Annotated in this window: 11 protein-coding genes and 2 pseudogenes; 5 read left to right on the top strand and 8 right to left on the bottom strand. The window is 72.0% G+C overall.

Annotation, left to right across the window (positions count from 1 at the left end):
* Window positions 1-419: 419 nt before the first annotated feature.
* Genes AMK19_RS25695 through AMK19_RS25685 form a run of 3 tightly spaced genes read right to left on the bottom strand, consistent with a single transcriptional unit; the run spans window position 420 to window position 3873 of the window.
* Window positions 420-1148 carry a succinate dehydrogenase/fumarate reductase iron-sulfur subunit gene (locus AMK19_RS25695; RefSeq protein ID WP_073815701.1) on the bottom strand — a complete coding sequence of 243 codons (729 nt, stop codon included), beginning with the start codon at window positions 1146-1148 and terminating at the stop codon, window positions 420-422.
* Window positions 1145-3082, bottom strand: coding sequence for a fumarate reductase/succinate dehydrogenase flavoprotein subunit (locus AMK19_RS25690; RefSeq protein ID WP_073815817.1), 1938 nt, complete (start codon window positions 3080-3082; stop codon window positions 1145-1147). Before AMK19_RS25690 ends, AMK19_RS25695 begins: the two co-directional genes overlap by 4 nt.
* A gap of 32 nt (window positions 3083-3114) precedes the next feature.
* Window positions 3115-3873: a succinate dehydrogenase cytochrome b subunit gene (locus AMK19_RS25685; protein WP_083647348.1), complete on the bottom strand. Its 759-nt coding sequence runs from the start codon at window positions 3871-3873 to the stop codon at window positions 3115-3117.
* A gap of 84 nt (window positions 3874-3957) precedes the next feature.
* Between AMK19_RS25685 and AMK19_RS25680 the strand changes: the two genes are divergently transcribed.
* Window positions 3958-4881: a LysR family transcriptional regulator gene (locus AMK19_RS25680; protein ID WP_073815816.1), complete on the top strand. Its 924-nt coding sequence runs from the start codon at window positions 3958-3960 to the stop codon at window positions 4879-4881.
* A gap of 92 nt (window positions 4882-4973) precedes the next feature.
* Entirely contained in the window at window positions 4974-5516 is a 543-nt protein-coding gene (locus AMK19_RS25675; RefSeq protein ID WP_073815698.1) for an MOSC domain-containing protein, read from the top strand.
* Between the two features lie 20 nt (window positions 5517-5536).
* On the opposite strand, the pseudogene AMK19_RS34570 reads toward AMK19_RS25675, so the two are convergent.
* Window positions 5537-5962: pseudogene (locus AMK19_RS34570) on the bottom strand (alpha/beta hydrolase); the annotation flags it as partial.
* A 5-nt stretch (window positions 5963-5967) separates the two neighbouring features.
* Here AMK19_RS34570 and AMK19_RS25665 point away from each other — a divergent pair.
* Window positions 5968-6162, top strand: a pseudogene (locus tag AMK19_RS25665) (TetR/AcrR family transcriptional regulator); the annotation flags it as partial.
* Between the two features lie 424 nt (window positions 6163-6586).
* Complete coding sequence (locus AMK19_RS25660; protein WP_073815696.1) at window positions 6587-8740, top strand: M4 family metallopeptidase; 2154 nt, start codon at window positions 6587-6589, stop codon at window positions 8738-8740.
* 61 nt (window positions 8741-8801) lie between these two features.
* Here AMK19_RS25660 and AMK19_RS25655 read toward each other — a convergent pair whose 3' ends face one another.
* The 3 genes from AMK19_RS25655 to AMK19_RS25645 form a co-directional block, all read right to left on the bottom strand.
* Window positions 8802-9461 (bottom strand): HD domain-containing protein, encoded by a 660-nt coding sequence (locus AMK19_RS25655; RefSeq protein WP_073815694.1) that lies wholly within the window; start codon window positions 9459-9461, stop codon window positions 8802-8804.
* A 90-nt stretch (window positions 9462-9551) separates the two neighbouring features.
* Window positions 9552-9821 (bottom strand): hypothetical protein, encoded by a 270-nt coding sequence (locus AMK19_RS25650; RefSeq protein WP_073815692.1) that lies wholly within the window; start codon window positions 9819-9821, stop codon window positions 9552-9554.
* Between the two features lie 168 nt (window positions 9822-9989).
* On the bottom strand, window positions 9990-10247 hold the full coding sequence (locus AMK19_RS25645; RefSeq protein ID WP_073815690.1) for a hypothetical protein: 258 nt from the start codon (window positions 10245-10247) through the stop codon (window positions 9990-9992).
* A 518-nt stretch (window positions 10248-10765) separates the two neighbouring features.
* Here AMK19_RS25645 and AMK19_RS25640 point away from each other — a divergent pair.
* A complete protein-coding gene (locus AMK19_RS25640; RefSeq protein WP_073815688.1) occupies window positions 10766-14329 on the top strand; it encodes an NACHT domain-containing protein in 3564 nt (1187 codons plus the stop codon).
* A 12-nt stretch (window positions 14330-14341) separates the two neighbouring features.
* Here the strand turns inward: AMK19_RS25640 and AMK19_RS38230 are convergent, their stop codons facing one another.
* Entirely contained in the window at window positions 14342-17107 is a 2766-nt protein-coding gene (locus AMK19_RS38230) for a helix-turn-helix transcriptional regulator (protein WP_073815686.1), read from the bottom strand.
* Window positions 17108-17172 lie beyond the last annotated feature (65 nt).

Below are 17172 nucleotides of genomic sequence, written 5' to 3'. Positions count from 1 at the left end.
CGGGCCGCTGGACGGCCCCCCGCTGATGCTGCTGCACGGACTCGGCCTGGGGGCTGCGGACTTCGCGCCCGCACACCGTCCCAGTGGACCACCTGGTGCACGAGGAAGCCCCGCGGGATTTCACCCGCCCGGTGATCGACTTCCTTTCCGAGCAGCCGAGTTGACGGACCGTCAGGCAGCCTGCGACACCCGGGCGGTGAGGTCCGCGAGGGCGTCCCGCGCGGTGCTCAACTCGCCGATCCTGGCGTTCAGTTCGGCGAGCTGGGCGGTGAGTCGGTCGCGCACGCAGGGGGGCAGTCCTGCTGGCCGAGTTGGTGGAGCCCTCGCGCTCCCTCCCGGGCAGCCTGGTGTACCGACTGCACGAGCAGGAGGACGGGGTGCTCCGGAGGTCTACCAGGGACGGCTGTACGGCGAGCCGGTCAGCTCCGCAGGAATTCGCGGTTGAGTCGGGCGATCCCGGTCAGCGGGATGCCCTTGGGGCAGGCGGTGGCGCACTCGCCGGTGTTGGTGCAGCCGCCGAACCCTTCGGCGTCCATCGCGCCCACCATGTTCCGTACCCGCGAGGCGCGTTCGGGCGCGCCCTGCGGGAGGACGTTGAGGTGGACGACCTTGGCGGCGGTGAACAGCATCGCCGAGCCGTTGGGGCAGGCGGCGACGCAGGCCCCGCAGCCGATGCACTCGGCGTGCTCGAAGGCGAGGTCTGCGGCCTCCTTGGGGACGGCGGTGGCGTGCGCCTCGGGCGCGGAGCCGGTGGGCGCGGTGATGTAGCCGCCGGAGCCGATGATCCGGTCCAGCGCGGAGCGGTCCACCACCAGGTCCCGCACCACGGGGAACGCGCCGGCCCGCCAGGGTTCGACGTCGATGGTGTCGCCGTCGTTGAAGTGCCGCATGTGCAGCTGGCAGGTGGTGGTGCGTTCGGGGCCGTGGGCCTGGCCGTTGATGACCATGCCGCAGGCGCCGCAGATGCCTTCGCGGCAGTCGTGGTCGAAGGCGACGGGCCGCTCGCCGCGCAGGATGAGTTCCTCGTTGAGGGTGTCCAGCATCTCCAGGAAGGACATGTCCTCGCTGATGCCGGACACCTGGTAGACGGTCATCTCGCCCGGGGTGTCCGGGCCTTGCTGGCGCCAGATGCGCAGGGTGAGGTTCACGCGTAGCTCCGCTGGGTGGGGTGGACGTGCTCGAAGACGAGCTCTTCCTTGTGCAGGACGGGTGCGTCGCCGGTGTACTCCCAGGCGGCGGCGTAGCTGAACTCCTCGTCCCGGCGGGCGGCTTCGCCGTCGGGCGTGGCGGACTCGGTGCGGAAGTGACCGCCGCAGGACTCGCCGCGGTGCAGCGCGTCCAGGCACATCAGCTCGGCGAGTTCGAAGTAGTCGACGAGTCGATTCGCCTTCTCCAGCGCCTGGTTGAACTCGGCGCCGGTGCCGGGGACCTTGATCCGTCGCCAGAACTCCTCGCGCAGTGCGGGAATCCGGGCCAGCGCGCGCCGCAGGCCGGCCTCGTCACGGGCCATTCCGCAGTTGTCCCACAGGAGTTCGCCGAGTTCGCGGTGGAAGGAGTCGGGGGTGCGGTCGCCGTCCACCGCGAGGATCAGGTGCAGGCGGTCGGTCACCTCGGCCTCCACCTCGGCGAGTTGGGGGTGGTCGTCGGGGACGGGCGGCAACGGGGTGCGGCCCAGGTAGTCGTTGAGGGTGGGCGGCAGCACGAAGTAGCCGTCGGCGAGGCCCTGCATCAGGGCGCTGGCGCCGAGCCGGTTCGCGCCGTGGTCGGAGAAGTTGGCCTCGCCGATCGCGAACAGGCCCGGAATGGTGGTCTGCAGGTCGTAGTCGACCCAAAGCCCGCCCATCGTGTAGTGGATCGCCGGGTAGATCCGCATCGGCACCCGGTACGGGTCCTCGGCGGTGATCCGCTCGTACATCTCGAACAGGTTGCCGTACTTGGCCTCGACGGCGTCCCGGCCGAGGCGGGCGATGGCGTCCGCGAAGTCCAGGTACACGCCCTGGCCGCCGGGGCCGACGCCGCGGCCCTCGTCGCAGACCACCTTGGCGGCGCGGGAGGCGATGTCGCGGGGCACCAGGTTGCCGAACGCCGGGTAGATCCGCTCCAGGTAGTAGTCCCGCTCGTCCTCGGGGATCTGCCCGGGCGGCCGGGTGTCGCCCTTGGCCTTCGGCACCCAGATCCGGCCGTCGTTGCGCAGCGACTCGCTCATCAGGGTCAGCTTGGACTGGTGGTCGCCGGAGCGCGGGATGCAGGTCGGGTGGATCTGCGTGAAGCACGGGTTGGCGAAGTACGCGCCGCGCCGGTGCGCGCGCCAAATGGCCGTCGCATTCGAGTTCTTGGCGTTCGTGGAGAGGTAGAAGACGTTGCCGTAGCCGCCGGTGGCGAGCACCACGGCGTCCGCCAGGTGGGTGCGGATCTCGCCGGTGACCAGGTTTCGGGCGACGATGCCGCGAGCCCGGCCGTCGATCACGATCAGGTCGAGCATCTCGGTGCGGGCATGCAACTCGACGTTCCCGGCGGCGATTTGGCGGGACAGCGCCTGGTAGGCGCCGAGCAGCAGCTGCTGGCCGGTCTGGCCGCGGGCGTAGAAGGTGCGGGAGACCTGGACGCCGCCGAAGGAGCGGGTGTCGAGCAGGCCGCCGTACTCGCGGGCGAACGGGACACCCTGCGCCACGCACTGGTCGATGATCTCCACCGAGACCTGCGCCAGCCGGTGCACGTTGGACTCGCGGGCGCGGAAGTCGCCGCCCTTGACGGTGTCGTAGAACAGTCGGCGGATCGAGTCGCCGTCGTTGCGGTAGTTCTTGGCGGCGTTGATGCCGCCCTGGGCGGCGATCGAGTGGGCCCGGCGCGGGGAGTCCTGGAAGCAGAACTGCACGACGTGGTAGCCCTGTTCGGCGAGCGTCGCGCCGGCCGCGCCGCCGGCCAGGCCGGTGCCGACCACGATCACGGTGTGCTTGCGGCGGTTGGCCGGGTTGACCAGCTTGGCCTCGAACCGCCGCTGGTCCCACCGCTGTTCGATCGGTCCGGCCGGGGCCCGGGTGTCGGCGACCGGCGCGCCGACGGTGTAGTCGAGGTAGCTCATCGGGGCCTCTCCGGCGTTCGCGTCGTCGTGGTTCATCGGACCAGTCCCGCCATCACGGCGACCGGCACCGACAGGAAGCCGGCCGTCAGCAGCAGCGCCAGCCCGTTCGCGGCGAGCTTCAACGCCCGGTCGCGGCGCGGGTTGTTGACGCCGAGCGTCTGCGCGGCACTCCAGAACCCGTGCCGGACGTGCAGCCCGAGTGCGAGCATCGCCAGGCAGTAGATCCCGCCGCCGTACCAGGTGGAGAACGAGGCCACGATGTTCTGGTACGGGTGCCCCTCCTCGGCGAGCGGGTTCACCGTCAGGGTGGTCAGGTCGAGGATGTGCCAGACGATGAACAGGCCGAGGATCACCCCGCCCCAGCGCATCGTCCGGGTCGCGTACGTGCTCTGCCGGCGGCGGTGCGCGTACTGCTGCGGGCGGGCCTTCAGGTCGCGGCGGCTCAGCTGGTAGGCGGCGACGCCGTGCGCGACCACGGCCGCCAGCAGGACGGGCCGGGCCAGCCACAGGAACCAGCCGTGGTGCAGCACCGGCTCGCCGATGGTGCGCAGCCAGTGCGCGTAGCCGTTGAGGTCGTCCGGGCCGAAGAACACCTTGAGGTTGCCGAGCATGTGGGCCACCAGGTAGGCGAGCATCACCAGCCCGCTGACGGCCATCACCGCCTTCTTGCCGACGGAGCTGCGCCACAGTGCCGCCGCCTTGGACGGGCGCCGCCCGGGACCGGGGGTCTCGGGGGTCCGACCGGGGGCGGGATTCCGGTTCACCCGGTTTGTCCGGGTAGCAGAAGCCATGGGCATGACGGTAGGACGGTCGTGCAGGGCGTGTCCAAGACATGAAAGCGCTTCCGACGATAGGTGATGCCTATGATGGCCGGTGTGCAGTTGCAGCAGCTCGCCTACTTCGTCGCGGTCGCCGACGCCCGGCACTTCACCCGGGCCGCCGAGTTGACCCACGTGTCACAACCGTCACTCTCGCAACAAATCCGCTCGCTGGAGCGGGAGTTGGGCGCGGAGCTGTTCCACCGCTCGCGCTCCGGCACCTCGCTGACCGACGCCGGGCAGGCGCTGCTGCCGCTGGCCCGGCGCATCCTGGCCGACGCGGAGAGCGCCCGGCGGGCCGTCGCCGAGACGGTGCAGCTGCGCCGGGGCCGGGTCCGGTTCGGGGCGCCGCCCTCGCTCTGCGCCAGCCTGGTGCCGGAGGTGCTGCGCGCCTACCGGGCGCTGCACCCCGGGGTGGACCTGCGCCTGACCGAGGGAGGCTCGCGCGACCTGGTCCGCGACCTGGAGGCCGGCGAACTCGACCTCGCCCTGATCATCGCCGCGCCGTCGGCCGCGCCCGCCGCGCTGTCCGTCACGCCGCTGCTGCACGAGGACCTGGTGCTGGTCTCCGCCGAGCCGCTCCCCCGCCGCCGGGCCCGGATCACCGACCTGCGCGGGCGGGGCCTGGTGATGTTCCGCGAGGGCTACGACGTCCGCGAGACCACGCTCGCCGCGTGCCGGGCCGCCGGCTTCGAGCCCTCCTACGCCGTCGAGGGCGGCGAGATGGACGCCGTCCTCGCCGCCGTCCGGGCCGGCCTCGGCCCCGCCGTCGTCCCCGGCATGGTCGCCGCCCGCTCCGGCCTGCACGCCGCCGCCTTCGCCCCGCCCGGCCTCGGCCGCACCATCGCCCTTGCGCACGGCCGCGACCTCCCCCTCACCCACGCCGCCGACGCCTTCCGCGGCACCCTGCTCGCCTACCTCGTCGAAGCCGACCGCGCCGGCTCCCTCCCCCCGGGCACCCGGCTGCTGCCGCCGGACTGACCCCGGTCCGCGAGCCGGACGCCCCTTCCGCCGGCCCCCGGCCACGCATAGGGTGGGTGCACGGAACATCGTTACGACGAGAGGTGGTCCGGATGTCCGGCACTGTTTTGGCGGTCAGCAGCAACGGCGAGTACTCGTTCACCAAGCCCAACCGGGACGCGATCCGGCTGCTCGAAGGCCTCGGCGTCGAGGGGGACGTGCACGCGGGCGTGACCGTCAAGCACCGCTCCCGGGTGGCCCAGGACCCGACCGTGCCGAACCTCCGTCAGGTCCACCTGATCCAGGCCGAGCTGTTCGACGAGCTCGCCGAGGCCGGATTCGCGGTCGCGCCGGGCGAGTTGGGCGAGAACGTCACCACCCGCGGGCTGGACCTGCTGGGCCTGCCGGTCGGCGCGCTGCTGCACCTCGGGGCGGAGGCGGTCGTGGAGGTCACCGGCCTGCGCAACCCGTGTACGCAGATCGACGCCTTCCAGCACGGGCTGCTGAAGCAGGTCGTCGGACGCGACGAGAACGGCGCGATCGTCCGCCGGGCGGGCATCATGGGCGTCGTCCGGGCCGGCGGCCCGGTCCGGCCCGGCGACTCCATCGCCGTCACCCTGCCGGACGGGCCGCACCGGCCACTCGACCGGGTCTGACGCAGCGCCAGCTCGCCGGCGGCCGCGCGGAGGAACGCCAGGATCTCCGTCTGCGCGGCCCCGGCCTGCGGTTCGAGCCCGGGCAGGGAGAGGAACGCTTGCTTCGCGCCCGGGTACTCGGAGAGCCGCACGGCCGTCCCCGTCTCACCGCCGCCGCTCGGCGTAGCGCCGCCCGTGGTCGGCGACGACGTCCCGGGTCGGCACCACCACGAGCGTCGGCGCGAGCCCGCCCAGGTCGTCCGCGTGCAGCGGCGACAGGGCGTCGACGCCCGGCGGGACGGCCAGTCGGGGCCGCGAGGTGGCTGCTGGTCCAGTCGCACTGCGCCGCCGTCCCGACGAACCCGCCGCCGCAGCGGTAGCGGCTCCCCCGCCCCGGCCGGCCGGTACACCCGCACCGGCAGGTCGCGCCCGGGCAGCGCGGGGGTCTGCCACTCGACCACCGCACCCGGAATCCGGCATCACCGCCACCGATTACGAGCAGGCCATGGAGCAGTTCCTTCTCCCCGTACTCGGCGCCGACCCCGAACACCTCCCCGCCCTGGCCCACTTCGTCCGCGACATCCGCCCGCTCGGCGCGGACCGCACCGCCGCGTTCGAGGAGATCCTCGCCGCCCACCTCGCCGAGCTCGAAACTCAACTCCCCTGACGCGCACGGAATGTCGCTCAATTCCCGCCCAGTCGCATTCCCTAGCGGACCTTCACCACCGCCTCCCACGCCATCCGCAGGCCTGTTCCGCCCCCGCATCGGCCCCCGGTCCTCCCACGTGTGAGCATTGCCGATGCCAAGAGTCCTTGTGCTCGGATCGTCTCCCGGGGTACCTTGAATCGACCGACAACTTCCTTTTCCCGTCGCTTTACTGACGGCATGTCGGATCGGTCCCACCCTACGCCGGGGCGGCATTCCCCCTTGCTTTCCCCTTGCGATTCCCTTGCCGTTCGACGCGGACATGTCGCAAGGGCTTCCGGCAGATCTAGCGTCCTGCCGCCGAGCCGATTCCCGCCGCGACACCACACCCCTTCGGTGTCGTCGGCCGTCCCCCCGTCAACCCGGCTCGGTGGGAGGAAACGCGATGAACCGCAAGACCGCTCTGGCGGCAGCCGTTGCGGCGGCCCTCACCCTGGGCAGCGCCGTGGTGGCGAGTTCGCAGAACGTCGCGCTGGCGAGCAGCACCGCACAGTCCGGTGCCGGGTTCCAGGCGATGAGCACGACGGGCCGGCAGGCCGCGCTGGACCAGGCCGGCAAGGAGGCCGCCGGGACGGCGAAGGCGTTGGGCCTGGGCCCGGACGAGCGCCTGGTGCCGAAGGACGTGCTGGTCGAGAACGACGGTGCGCGGCACGTCCGGTACGACCGTACGTACAAGGGCCTGCCGGTGGTCGGCGGCGACCTGGTCGTGCACCGCGCGAAGAACGGCAAGCTCACGTCGACGAGTTGGGCCCACCAGGGCGCGCTCACGGTCGCCGGAGTGACGCCGAAGCTGTCCACGCAGGACGCGTCGAAGGCCGCCGAGCGCAGCGCCAAGCACGTCAAGCAGGCCCGCACCACCAACCTCGACAGCAGCCAACTGGTGGTCTGGGCGGCGGCCGGCAAGACCCCGGTGCTCGCCTACCGGACCACCGTGACGGGTGCGGGCGAGGCCGGCGCGAGTTCCCAGGAAGCCGTCCTGCTCGACGCCAACACCGGTGCGGTGCTGGACAGCTACCCGGTCGAGCAGGGCATCTCCGGCAGCGGCGACGGCGTCAACGTCGGCCAGGTCACCGTGGAGACCAGCCAGGACGGCAGCGGCAACTACACGCTGACCGACGCGCTGCACGGCTCCACGGTCGTCTACGACTCCAACAACAGCCCGCAGTCCAACCCCGCGCAGAACGCCCAGCCGTTCAGCAAGTCCACCGACAGCTGGGGCGACGGCACCACCGCGAACCGCGAAAGCGCCGCCGTGGACGCCTCGTTCGGCCTCGCCAAGACCTGGGACTACTACAAGAACACCTTCAACCGCAGCGGCATCCGCAACGACGGCCGCGGCGCCCCGGCGTACGTGCACGTCGACAACCAGCTGCTGAACGCGTTCTACGACGACAGCTGCTTCTGCATGTCCTTCGGCGACGGCTCCTCGCAGAACAACAACACGCCGCTGACCGCACTGGACGTCTCCGGCCACGAGATGACGCACGGCGTCACCGCCGCCACCGCCAACCTGAACTACTCCGGCGAGTCCGGCGGCCTCAACGAGTCGACCAGCGACATCATGGGCACCATGGTCGAGTTCTACGCCAACGACCCGGTCAATCCCGGGAATTACTACATCGGCGAGAAGCTCAACATGGGCAACGGCTACCTGCGCCGGATGGACGACCCGACGCTCGACGGCAGCTCGCTGGGCTGCTACAACAGCAACGCGGGCTCGGTGGACGTGCACTACTCCTCCGGCATCGGCAACCACTTCTTCTACCTGACCGCCGAGGGCACCGGCGCCAAGACCATCGGCGGCCTGCCGCACAACGGCACCCCGTGCAACGGCGACACCTTCAGCGGCATCGGCAAGGACAAGGCCGCGGCGATCTGGTACCGCGCCCTCACCACCTACATGACCTCCACCACCGACTACGCCGCGGCCCGCACCGCGACGCTGCAGGCCGCCGCCGACCTGTACGGCGCCAACTCGCAGGAGCGGTACATCGTTTCGAAGGCGTGGGCGGCCGTCTCGCTCGGCACCGCGCTGCCCGACCCGGGCGGCTCCACCCCGACCCCGACACCCACCCCGTCCCCGACCGGCACGCCCGGTTCGGGCAACGCGCTGGTCAACGGCGGCTTCGAGCAGGGCGCCACCGGCTGGACGCAGAGCGCCAACGACATCACCAACTCCAACCAGCAGACCCCGCACGGCGGTTCGTGGTACGCGTGGATGATGGGCTACGGCTCCGCCGCCACCGAGACCCTCTCGCAGAACAACATCGCGGTGCCCTCCTCCGGAAGCCCGAAGCTCACCTTCTGGCTCAAGGTCACCACCCAGGAGACCGGCTCGACCGCGTACGACACCCTGAAGGTCAACGTCAACGGCGCCACCGTCGCGACGTACTCCAACGCCAACGCCAGCGCCGGCTACGTCCAGAAGACCGTCGACCTCAGCGCCTACCGCGGCCAGACCGTCAACCTCCAGTTCGCCGGCCAGGAGGACGCGTCGCTCGCGACGATCTTCCTGGTCGACGACGTGAAGATCGGCTGACCTTTCGCGTCCGGCCGTGAGGGTGCCGATCCGTCCCCGGCACCCTCACGGCCGGTGCCGTTCAGCTCTGCCAGCCGCCGCCCTTGCGGGACCAGCCGCGGCGCTCGCCCTCGTCGATCAGCCGCCGCCCGGCCTCCCACAGCGCCGCCGACGCGTCACCGATCACCGCCTTGCGCGCCCGGACGTCGTCCGCCGTCACTCCCGGGGTGCGCCAAGTACCGCCCTGAGCCATCCAGTTGAGCAGCAGCGGCTGCAAGCGGTCCATCGCCTTCGCGAACCGCGCCTCCGGCGTGCGACGCGCCTCGAACTCGTCCCACAACTCCCGCATCCGCAGCGCCTGTTCCTTCGGCAGCAGCCCGAACAGCTCGTCCGCGGCCGCCGCCTCCCGCTCCTCCTGGTCGACGCCCGCCTCCGTGTCGTACAGCGGCGTGTCACCGGCGTAGATCTCCACCAGGTCGTGCAGCAGCACGAGTTGGACGGTGTGGCCGGTGTCGATCGGTTCGTCCGCGTACTCCGCGAGGACGGTCACCATCATCGCCAGGTGCCAGGAGTGCTCGGCGTCGTTCTCCCGCCGCTCGGCGGCCACCAGCGGCGACTGCCGCAGGATCGTCTTGAGCCGGTCGATCTCGACCAGGAAGGTCAGTTGGGCCCGCAGGCGCTCGTCGATTCCGTCCGGGAAGGGCGTGCGGTCCACCAGCAGGGGGCGGGGTTCGTCGCTCATGAGGCCCATCGTGCCACGGCCACTACCGCCCGTAGCCGCGCAGCGGTGCCCGGCGGGTGGGGTTCCCGCCGGGCACCTGGCCTTCTGGTGCTACTGACCGGGCCAGCCGGCCCCGGAGTTGTCACCGGCGCCGGAGACGCCGGTGCTGTCGGACCAGATCCAGAAGTCGGCGTGTTGGGCGCCGTCGGCGCCGACGGCGGAGTTCGTGTCACCGACGCCGCTCGCCTCCCCGCCGGCCACGAACTGGCCCTGGCCGAAGTTCGCGTCCAGGCCTTCCTGGGCGGACGCGAGTCCGGCGCAGCCCATCACGAGGGGCGCGGTGAGGGCGCCGATGGCCAGGACACGCTTGATGGCACGCATGATGCTTCTCCTCCGAGTGGTTTCGATGGGTGGGGCAGGGTGGCAGCCGCCGGCAACAGGGGCAGCCGCCCGGACGGTCCTGGCGGAACGTCGACGGCCCGACACGCCGGTGCCCGGCGGGTGGGGTTCCCGCCGGGCACCGGATGAGCGGAGCGTCAGCCTGTGGACTTAGAAGTGCGCGCCGGAGTCGGAGAAGGAGCCGGTGACGCCCTCGTCGCCGGACCAGACCCAGCCCTTGATGTGCTCGACGCAGTTCGGGGAGACGACGGAGGAGACGCCGGCCTCACCGGCGCCGTCCTCGTTCGCCACGAACTGGCTCTGGCTGAAGTGGGCGCTCGGCTCGTCGGCGGCGGCGAGTCCGGCGCAGCCGATCACGAGGGGGGCAGTGAGGGCGCCGAGGGCCAGGACACGCTTGATGGCACGCATGATGTTTCTCCTCCGAGTGGTTCGGTTCTTGGCGGGGCGCGGTGGTTGCCCCTGCCTGTTCCAGGACGCCATGGGTTCCGGAGGCCCGCAAAGGGACCGTGCGTCCGTGTGGTCCTGACGCCACATCAGGAGCCCTTGCGCCTGCCGGGCCGGAGCCCCTCGAAGGTTCACCCTTGAGGGGTGCCTCCTCGGGGGCGGAAGGGCTCTTTCGCTGACTATCCGTCAGCTCTTGCCCCCGCCGGGGCCGGGATCAGGGCAGCGAGGCTTCCCGCCTTCTCGAACATACGGCCGATTCACGACCGGCAGGAAGGCTGCGCGGATCGCCTTTCCTGACGTTCAGTCAGCACGACCCGCCGACTCCGGGTTCACCCGCCCGAAGCAGGAAGCCTTCCCACCCCGACCCTCCAACTCGGCTTGCCTCAAAGGGAGTCCGGGGCCTCGTACCCTCGAAGCGGCCGTGCCCCGCGCCGGGCCGGTAGGGTGCGGGCGGGGACGTGCGGGAGCAAGGGGGCAGTGGCATGTCGGTGATCGCGACGGCGGCGGGCGTACTCGGGAAGTTGGTCGCGAAGCCGCTGACGGATGCGGCACTGCGGCAGGAGCGGGTGCTCCGGGCGCTGAAGGCCGTCCGGTTGGATCCGCGAAAGCCGCCGAGGGACTTCGACGGCATCTACGCGTACGCGCTGATCGAGTACTGCGCGAACCGCGCCGAGTCGGTGCTCGCCGTCTTCCGCGACCAGTACGTGATCGACTCGTTCCGCCGGTCGTTCGAGGCCCGGGACCTGACGCGGGTGCGCCGGGAGGTCGCGGAGGCGGTCGAACGGAACCGGGAGACCGGGGAGTTCGGGCACCTGGCGCACGGCTTCGAGGAGCACGTCGACGCGTTCGCCGCCACGTTCGAGCAGGTGGTCGACCGGACCAGGGCGCCGCACGAGGCGCGGTTGGAGGAGACCGTCAAGGCGCTGGTCAGCGCGGTCGGCCGGACACGCGACGAGGAGGAGGGCCGCCGGCTGCGTATCGAGCCCGGCCGCGCCGAGCTGACGCCGGCGCAGCGGCTGGCCCAGGACGCGGAGGAGTGGTTCCGGGCGGTCGGATACGAGATCCGGCAGCAGCAGTGGCCGGTCGGCGAGGACGCGGTCGCGCTGCTGGTGGACATTCCGCGCCGCCGGGGACGCTTCGACCGCACGGTGATGCTGTGCGTGGCGGGCGAGTTGGGTCCGCACCACCTCAACGCCCTTGCCGAGCTGGCCGATTCGGCTGCTGCGGCGGAGGGTTGGGGTATCGCCCGCCTGCGGGTCAGCGCGGCCGCCCGGGCCTTGGCGGAGGCCAGTGAGGAGCGGCTGTTCTGCTACTCGTTCGACGAGCTCATCGACGAGGAGGCCGACTTCGAGCCGTACCTGGCGTGGGTCGAGGAGGAGGTGCGGCGGCGCGGCATCGACACCCGCTACGTCCCGCTGTCCTGCGAGAAGGACGAGATCGACCCGGGCACCGGCCAGCGCCTCGCCACCAGCGACTACCGTTGGCAGGACGGCGGCCTGGACGACTACGTGGCGCGCTGGTTGGACGAGCCGGCCAAGCAGCACCTGTCCGTGCTGGGCGAGTTCGGCATGGGAAAGTCCTGGTTCGCCCTGCACCTGGCGCACACCATGGTGCAGGCTTGGCGGGACGCCAAGCGGCGCGGCGTGCCCCGCCCCCGGCTGCCGTTGCTGATACCGCTGCGCGACTACGTCAAGCAGACCACCGTGCAGGGACTGCTCGCCGAGTTCTTCTTCGACAAGCACAAGATCGACCTGCGCAGCGCCGACGTGGTGCGGGTGCTCAACCGGATGGGCCGGTTGCTGCTGATCTTCGACGGCTTCGACGAGATGGCGGCGCGGGCGGACCGCAACACGGTGGTGGCGAACTTCTGGTCGCTGGCCTCTGCGGTGGACCAGGGCGCGAAGGTGCTGCTGAGCAGCCGCAAGGAGCATTTCCGCGACGCCCAGGAGGCGCGGGACCTGTTCGGCGCGAAGATCAGCGCCTCGGGCCACGGCACGATCGTCAACGGACCGACCTTCGACATCGTCGAGCTGGTCCCGTTCGACGACGAGCAGATCGAGCGGATGCTGCGCAACGACCTCGGGGACGACGACAAGGTGCGCACCGTCATGGGCCACCCGGACGTCCTCGAACTGATGCGGCGGCCCGTCATGTCGGAGCTGGTGATCGACGCGCTGCCGGAGATCGAGCACGGCGCGGAGGTCGATCTGGCCCGGATCTACCTGTACGCGGTGCAGCGGAAGATGGACCGCGACGTGCTGGAGGAACGCACCTTCACCTCTCGCGCGGACAAGCTGTACTTCCTGTGCGAGGTCGCCTGGGAGATGCTCTCCACGGACCGGCTGACTCTCAACTACCGTGACTTTCCCGACCACTTGCGCAACTGCTTCGGCCCGGCCGTGCAGAGCGCGAAGGATCTGGACTTCTGGGAGCAGGACATGCGCAACCAGGGCATGCTGGTGCGCAACGCGGAGGGCGACTACGGGCCTTCGCACAAGTCGCTGCTGGAGTTCCTGGTGGCGCTCCGGCTGGTGGCCGAACTCGGCATGCTGGAGGGCGACTTCCTGGCGGCGGTACAACCCGCCGGGTCGGACGGGGCCGATGGAATGCGCGTCGTCGCATCGTGGTCGGAGTACTTCACCTCCCGGGGCCCGGACGGCTCACTCGCACCGCTGGAGTCCTTCGCCACGGAGTCGATCGACGCCCTGGCCCGCTCGCTGGGGTCGCTGGACCACAACCGGACGGTGTTCGAATTCATGGCCGCCATGGTCCGCGACCGGCCCGAGAACCTCGCCCGACTGGTGAAGCTGACCGGCCACTCGGACACCGGCCGCCTGGACGGCAACTGCCTCAACCTGGCGGTCTACGCGGGCTTCAGCCTGGCGGGGGCGTCGCTGCCCTGCCGAAACCTGTACGGGTTCGGGGCGTGGGACAAGGAGCGCAGGACCTCACTGGCAGACGCGGACCTGCGGGACACCGATCTGCGCCTGGCGAGGCTCAGCCGCGCCGACCTAGCCGGTGCGGATCTGACGGGAGCGCGGCTCCGCAACGAGCTGCTGCACGACGAGCATCACCGTGACGTTCTTCTGATGCCCGACGGAACGGTGGTCACGGCGGCGGACGGTTCGCTGTTGCACTGGCCGGGCGGCAACCTGGCCGATCCGCCGCTGCGGCTGCCGGCCGGTCACGACCGGCTACTGAGGGCCTGGGACGCCGACATCTGGTGGACCGTCGGGCCGGACGGCGGGCGGTTGATCCGATCCGCAACGGGTGAGGTGGTCGGCAGCACTCCTCCCCTCCACAATGCAGGGCTCGCAGTTCGCTGGCGTGGTCGTCAGCAGGTGTTCGATGCCATGCGACACGAAGTCCGAAGCTCCCACGGCCCGGCGGTGGTCGAGCAGATCCCGTCGCCGATGGCTGATCAGCGCTACGGCAACTATTTCTCCGACGGCTCACGGGTGGGTCTGCTGGCCGCCGGCCCGACCGCGGTGGAGTACCTGGTCACGGACGAGACGGCCGCCGGTGGTTGGCGTTCCGTCCGCCGGGCGGCGCTGAGGCTGAATTCCGACGACTGGTTCCTCAGTTCCTCCGCCGACAGTGCCCTGATCGCCGCCGACGGCCGCGTGGTGGGGGTGGTGGACGGCACGTCGGACGAGGTCCGCCTCACCCCGGACGGGTTGACGCTGCCTTTTCCCGTGTCCGACCTGGCGGGGAGCTTCCTGTATCGCACCCGCTCCGGCCTGGCAGCGTTGGCGGCGGACGGCGGTCTGCGGGGGTGGCGGCTCGACCACGGGGATCAGCCTGTGCTGTGGCAGCACGGCGTCCCGATCGGCGTCGCCGGGCTCGGGGCCGCTCCGTCCGGCGACCGTCTGGCCATGGCGACGGCGATGGGCGAGCTCTGGCTGCTCGACTTCCGCACCGGCGAAATACTGGCCCGCGTCCCGCTCACCGAGCGCCTGCGCGGCACCCGGTTCTCGCGGGACTGCGGGTTCGACGAGGACACCCTCGCGGCCATCGTCCGGCTCGGCGGCATCCTCGTCGAATGATCAACTCGCCTGCTACCCATCCCACTTGGCCAGCTCCGTGCGCCCCCGCACGCCGTACTGGCGGAACAGGCGGGTGAGGTTCGCCTCCACGGCCTTCACCGAGAGGTGGAGTGTCGCGGCGATCTCGCGGTTCGTCGCGCCGCTGCGGACGAGGCCGAGGATCTGCTGCTGGGTGGGGGTCGGGTCGGCTTCCAGTGCGTCCAGGGAGGCGAGGGCGTTCTCGGTGTGCCGCACCCAGGGCAGGCAGCCGGCTGCGGTGTAGCGGGCGTGGGCGTCCTGGAAGGCGGTGCGGGCGGCGGCGCGGCGGCGGGCGCGGCGTTCGAGGGTGCCCAACGCCAGGTGGGCGCGGGCGAGTTCGAGGGGATAGGGATGGGCGGCGGGGAGCAGCGAGCGCAGCGTGTCCGCGGCGCGGCGGGGGTCGGTGAGGGCGGTGAGGTGGGCTTCGGCGCGGTGCAGGCCGAGGAGGACGACGTCGCGGCCGAGGCGGGTGGCGCGGTCGCGGGCGTCGGCGAGGGTGGCGGCGGCGTCGGCGGGGTGGCCGGAGAGGGCGCGGGCCTCGGCGAGGTCGGCGTCCACCAGGAAGAGGCTGGGGTCGGTGAACTGCATGCGCCGGAGCAGGAGTTGGCAGTGGGTGAGGTGGTGGACCGCGGTCGGGAGGTGGCCGAGGAGGAGTGCGGCGCGGCCGCGCAGGCCGTGGGCGTAGGCGAGCCATTCGTGGTCGTGGTCGTCCTCGGCGGCGCGGATCGCGGAGTCGAGGAGGTGGGCGGCGCGTTCGGCGGTGCCGCCGTTGAGTTCGGCGGCGCCGCCGAGGACGCGGGCGGGGCCGGGGGTGGGTTCGATGCGTTCGCGCAGGTCGTGGGCGGCGCGGCCGGCGTCGTAGGCCTCGGTGCAGCGGCCGGCGCGTTCGTAGACGGAGGCGGCGATGTAGAGGACGTTGGCGAGGTCCTCGGTGCGGCCGGCGGCGTCGATCTCGGCGCGGAGGGTTTCGACCTCGGCGAGGGCCCGGGGGGTGTCGCCGCTGCGCAGGGCGGCGACGGCGAGGCCTTCGCGGCACAGGACGGCGGCGGCGGTGGGGGGCCGGCCGGCGGCGAGGCGGCAGCCGCGTTCGAGCAGGGCGAGGCCGTGGGCGGGGTCGGTGAGCAGGGTGATGGGGGCGCGCAGGGCGAGGAGTTCGACGAGCAGGTCGGGGTTGTCGGCGTGGTCGGCGTACTTCTCGGCGGTTTCGAGTTCGGCGAAGCCCTCGGTGCGGTCGCCGCGGTGCAGGGCGCGGACGGCGCGTTCCTGGTGGACGGCGGCGGTGAGGGCGGGGTGGCCGCCGGTGTCGTCGGCGGCGGCGGTGAGCAGGATTTCGGCGTCGGGGTGGTCGGGGCCGAGCAGGCGGGTGAGCAGCAGGCGGGCGTGGACGCGCAGGTCGGCGGCGGGGGCCCCGAGCAGGGTTTCGGCGCAGGCGCGGGCTAGGTCGGGGAGGCCGGCGGCGGCGGCGTTGCGGGCGGCGGCCAGCAGACGGCGTCCGGCGGTGTCGGGGTCTGGGGTGTGGTGGGCGGCGTGTCGGAGGAGTTCGGCGGCGGTGCCGGGGGCGCCGCGGGTGAGGGCGGTGTCGGCGGCGCGGGTGAGGCGGGACGCGAGGTGGGGGTCGGGGTGTTCGGCGGCGAGGGCCTGGTGGCGGACCTGCTCGACGGGGTCGGCGGTGAGGGCGGCGAGCAGGCGGTGGGCGTCGCGCAGGGCGGCGGGGGTGGCGTCGGCGAGGACCACTTCGGCGATCAGCGGGTGTCCGAACTGGGGTGTGCCGAACGGGGTTTGGCGGATGATGCGGTGGCGGCGGGCGGCGGCGAGGGGTTCGGTGACGGTGGCGGGCAGGGCGGTGCCGGGGCGGGCGGCGGCGAGGACGGTGAGGGCGGCGCGGGCGGAGTCGGGGAGTTCGGTGAGGCGGGCGGAGACCAGGGCGCGCAGCCGGTGCGGGACGTCGAGCGGGCGGGCGGGGTCGGTGGCGAGTGCGGCGTCGCTGCCGCCGGCGGCCAGTGAGCGCCCCAACTCCAGGGCGTAGTAAGGGTTTCCGCCGCTGACGGCGTGCACGCGGCTGAGTGTGAGACCGCTGAGGCGCAGGCCGAGGCGTTCGCGCAGCAGGGCGCCGGTGCCGCGTTCGCCGAGCGGCCCGACGGGGAGGTCGCGGGCGGCGGGCGGACAGAGCGCGCCCATGGTGGGGGCGGTGTCGGCGTGTTCGGTGCGTTCGGTGACGGCGAAGCGGACCCGGCGGTCGGTGAGGCGGCGGGCGGCGAAGGCGATGACCTGGCGGCTGGCCTCGTCGAGCCACTGGGTGTCGTCGAGCAGGACGAGCACGGGGCCGCGGGCGGCGAGTCGGCGCAGGGTCTCCAGTACGGCGACCCGGACGGCCAACGGGTCGGTGGGGGTGCCGGGTTGGGGGGCTCGGTGCAGCAGGGCGCATTCGAGGGCCTGGCGCAGGTGACTGGGGAGTTCCTCGGCGAGCGCGGGGAGGGTCTCGCCGAGGAGGTCGATCAGGGCGAGGTGCGGCAGGTCCGCCTCGGCCGCGGTGGGGCTGCTGCGCAGGACCGGCTCCCCTGCCGCGTGGGATTCCCGGGCGAGTGCGTCGAGCAGTGCGGTCTTGCCGATGCCGGCCGGGCCGTGGAGCAGGGCGCCGCCGGTGGCGGCAAGGGTGGAGCGGATGTCGGCGAGCAGGTTCGCACGGTCGACGAGTGCGGGCTCGGCCGGACCTGCCGTGGTGCTGGCGGGTCCGGCCGGGCCGGGGAGGATGCCGGTCATGGCGGTCAGTGTGCCGCCTCCGACCGGGGTTGCGCGAGGGTGTCACATGAACACGACACCTTCAC

It is taken from the genome of Kitasatospora sp. CB01950 (genome assembly GCF_001905465.1).
Taxonomy (GTDB): Bacteria; Actinomycetota; Actinomycetes; order Streptomycetales; family Streptomycetaceae; genus Kitasatospora.
The sequence above is the reverse complement of the archived record's forward strand: the minus strand, read 5'-3'. Positions and strand labels throughout refer to the sequence as shown.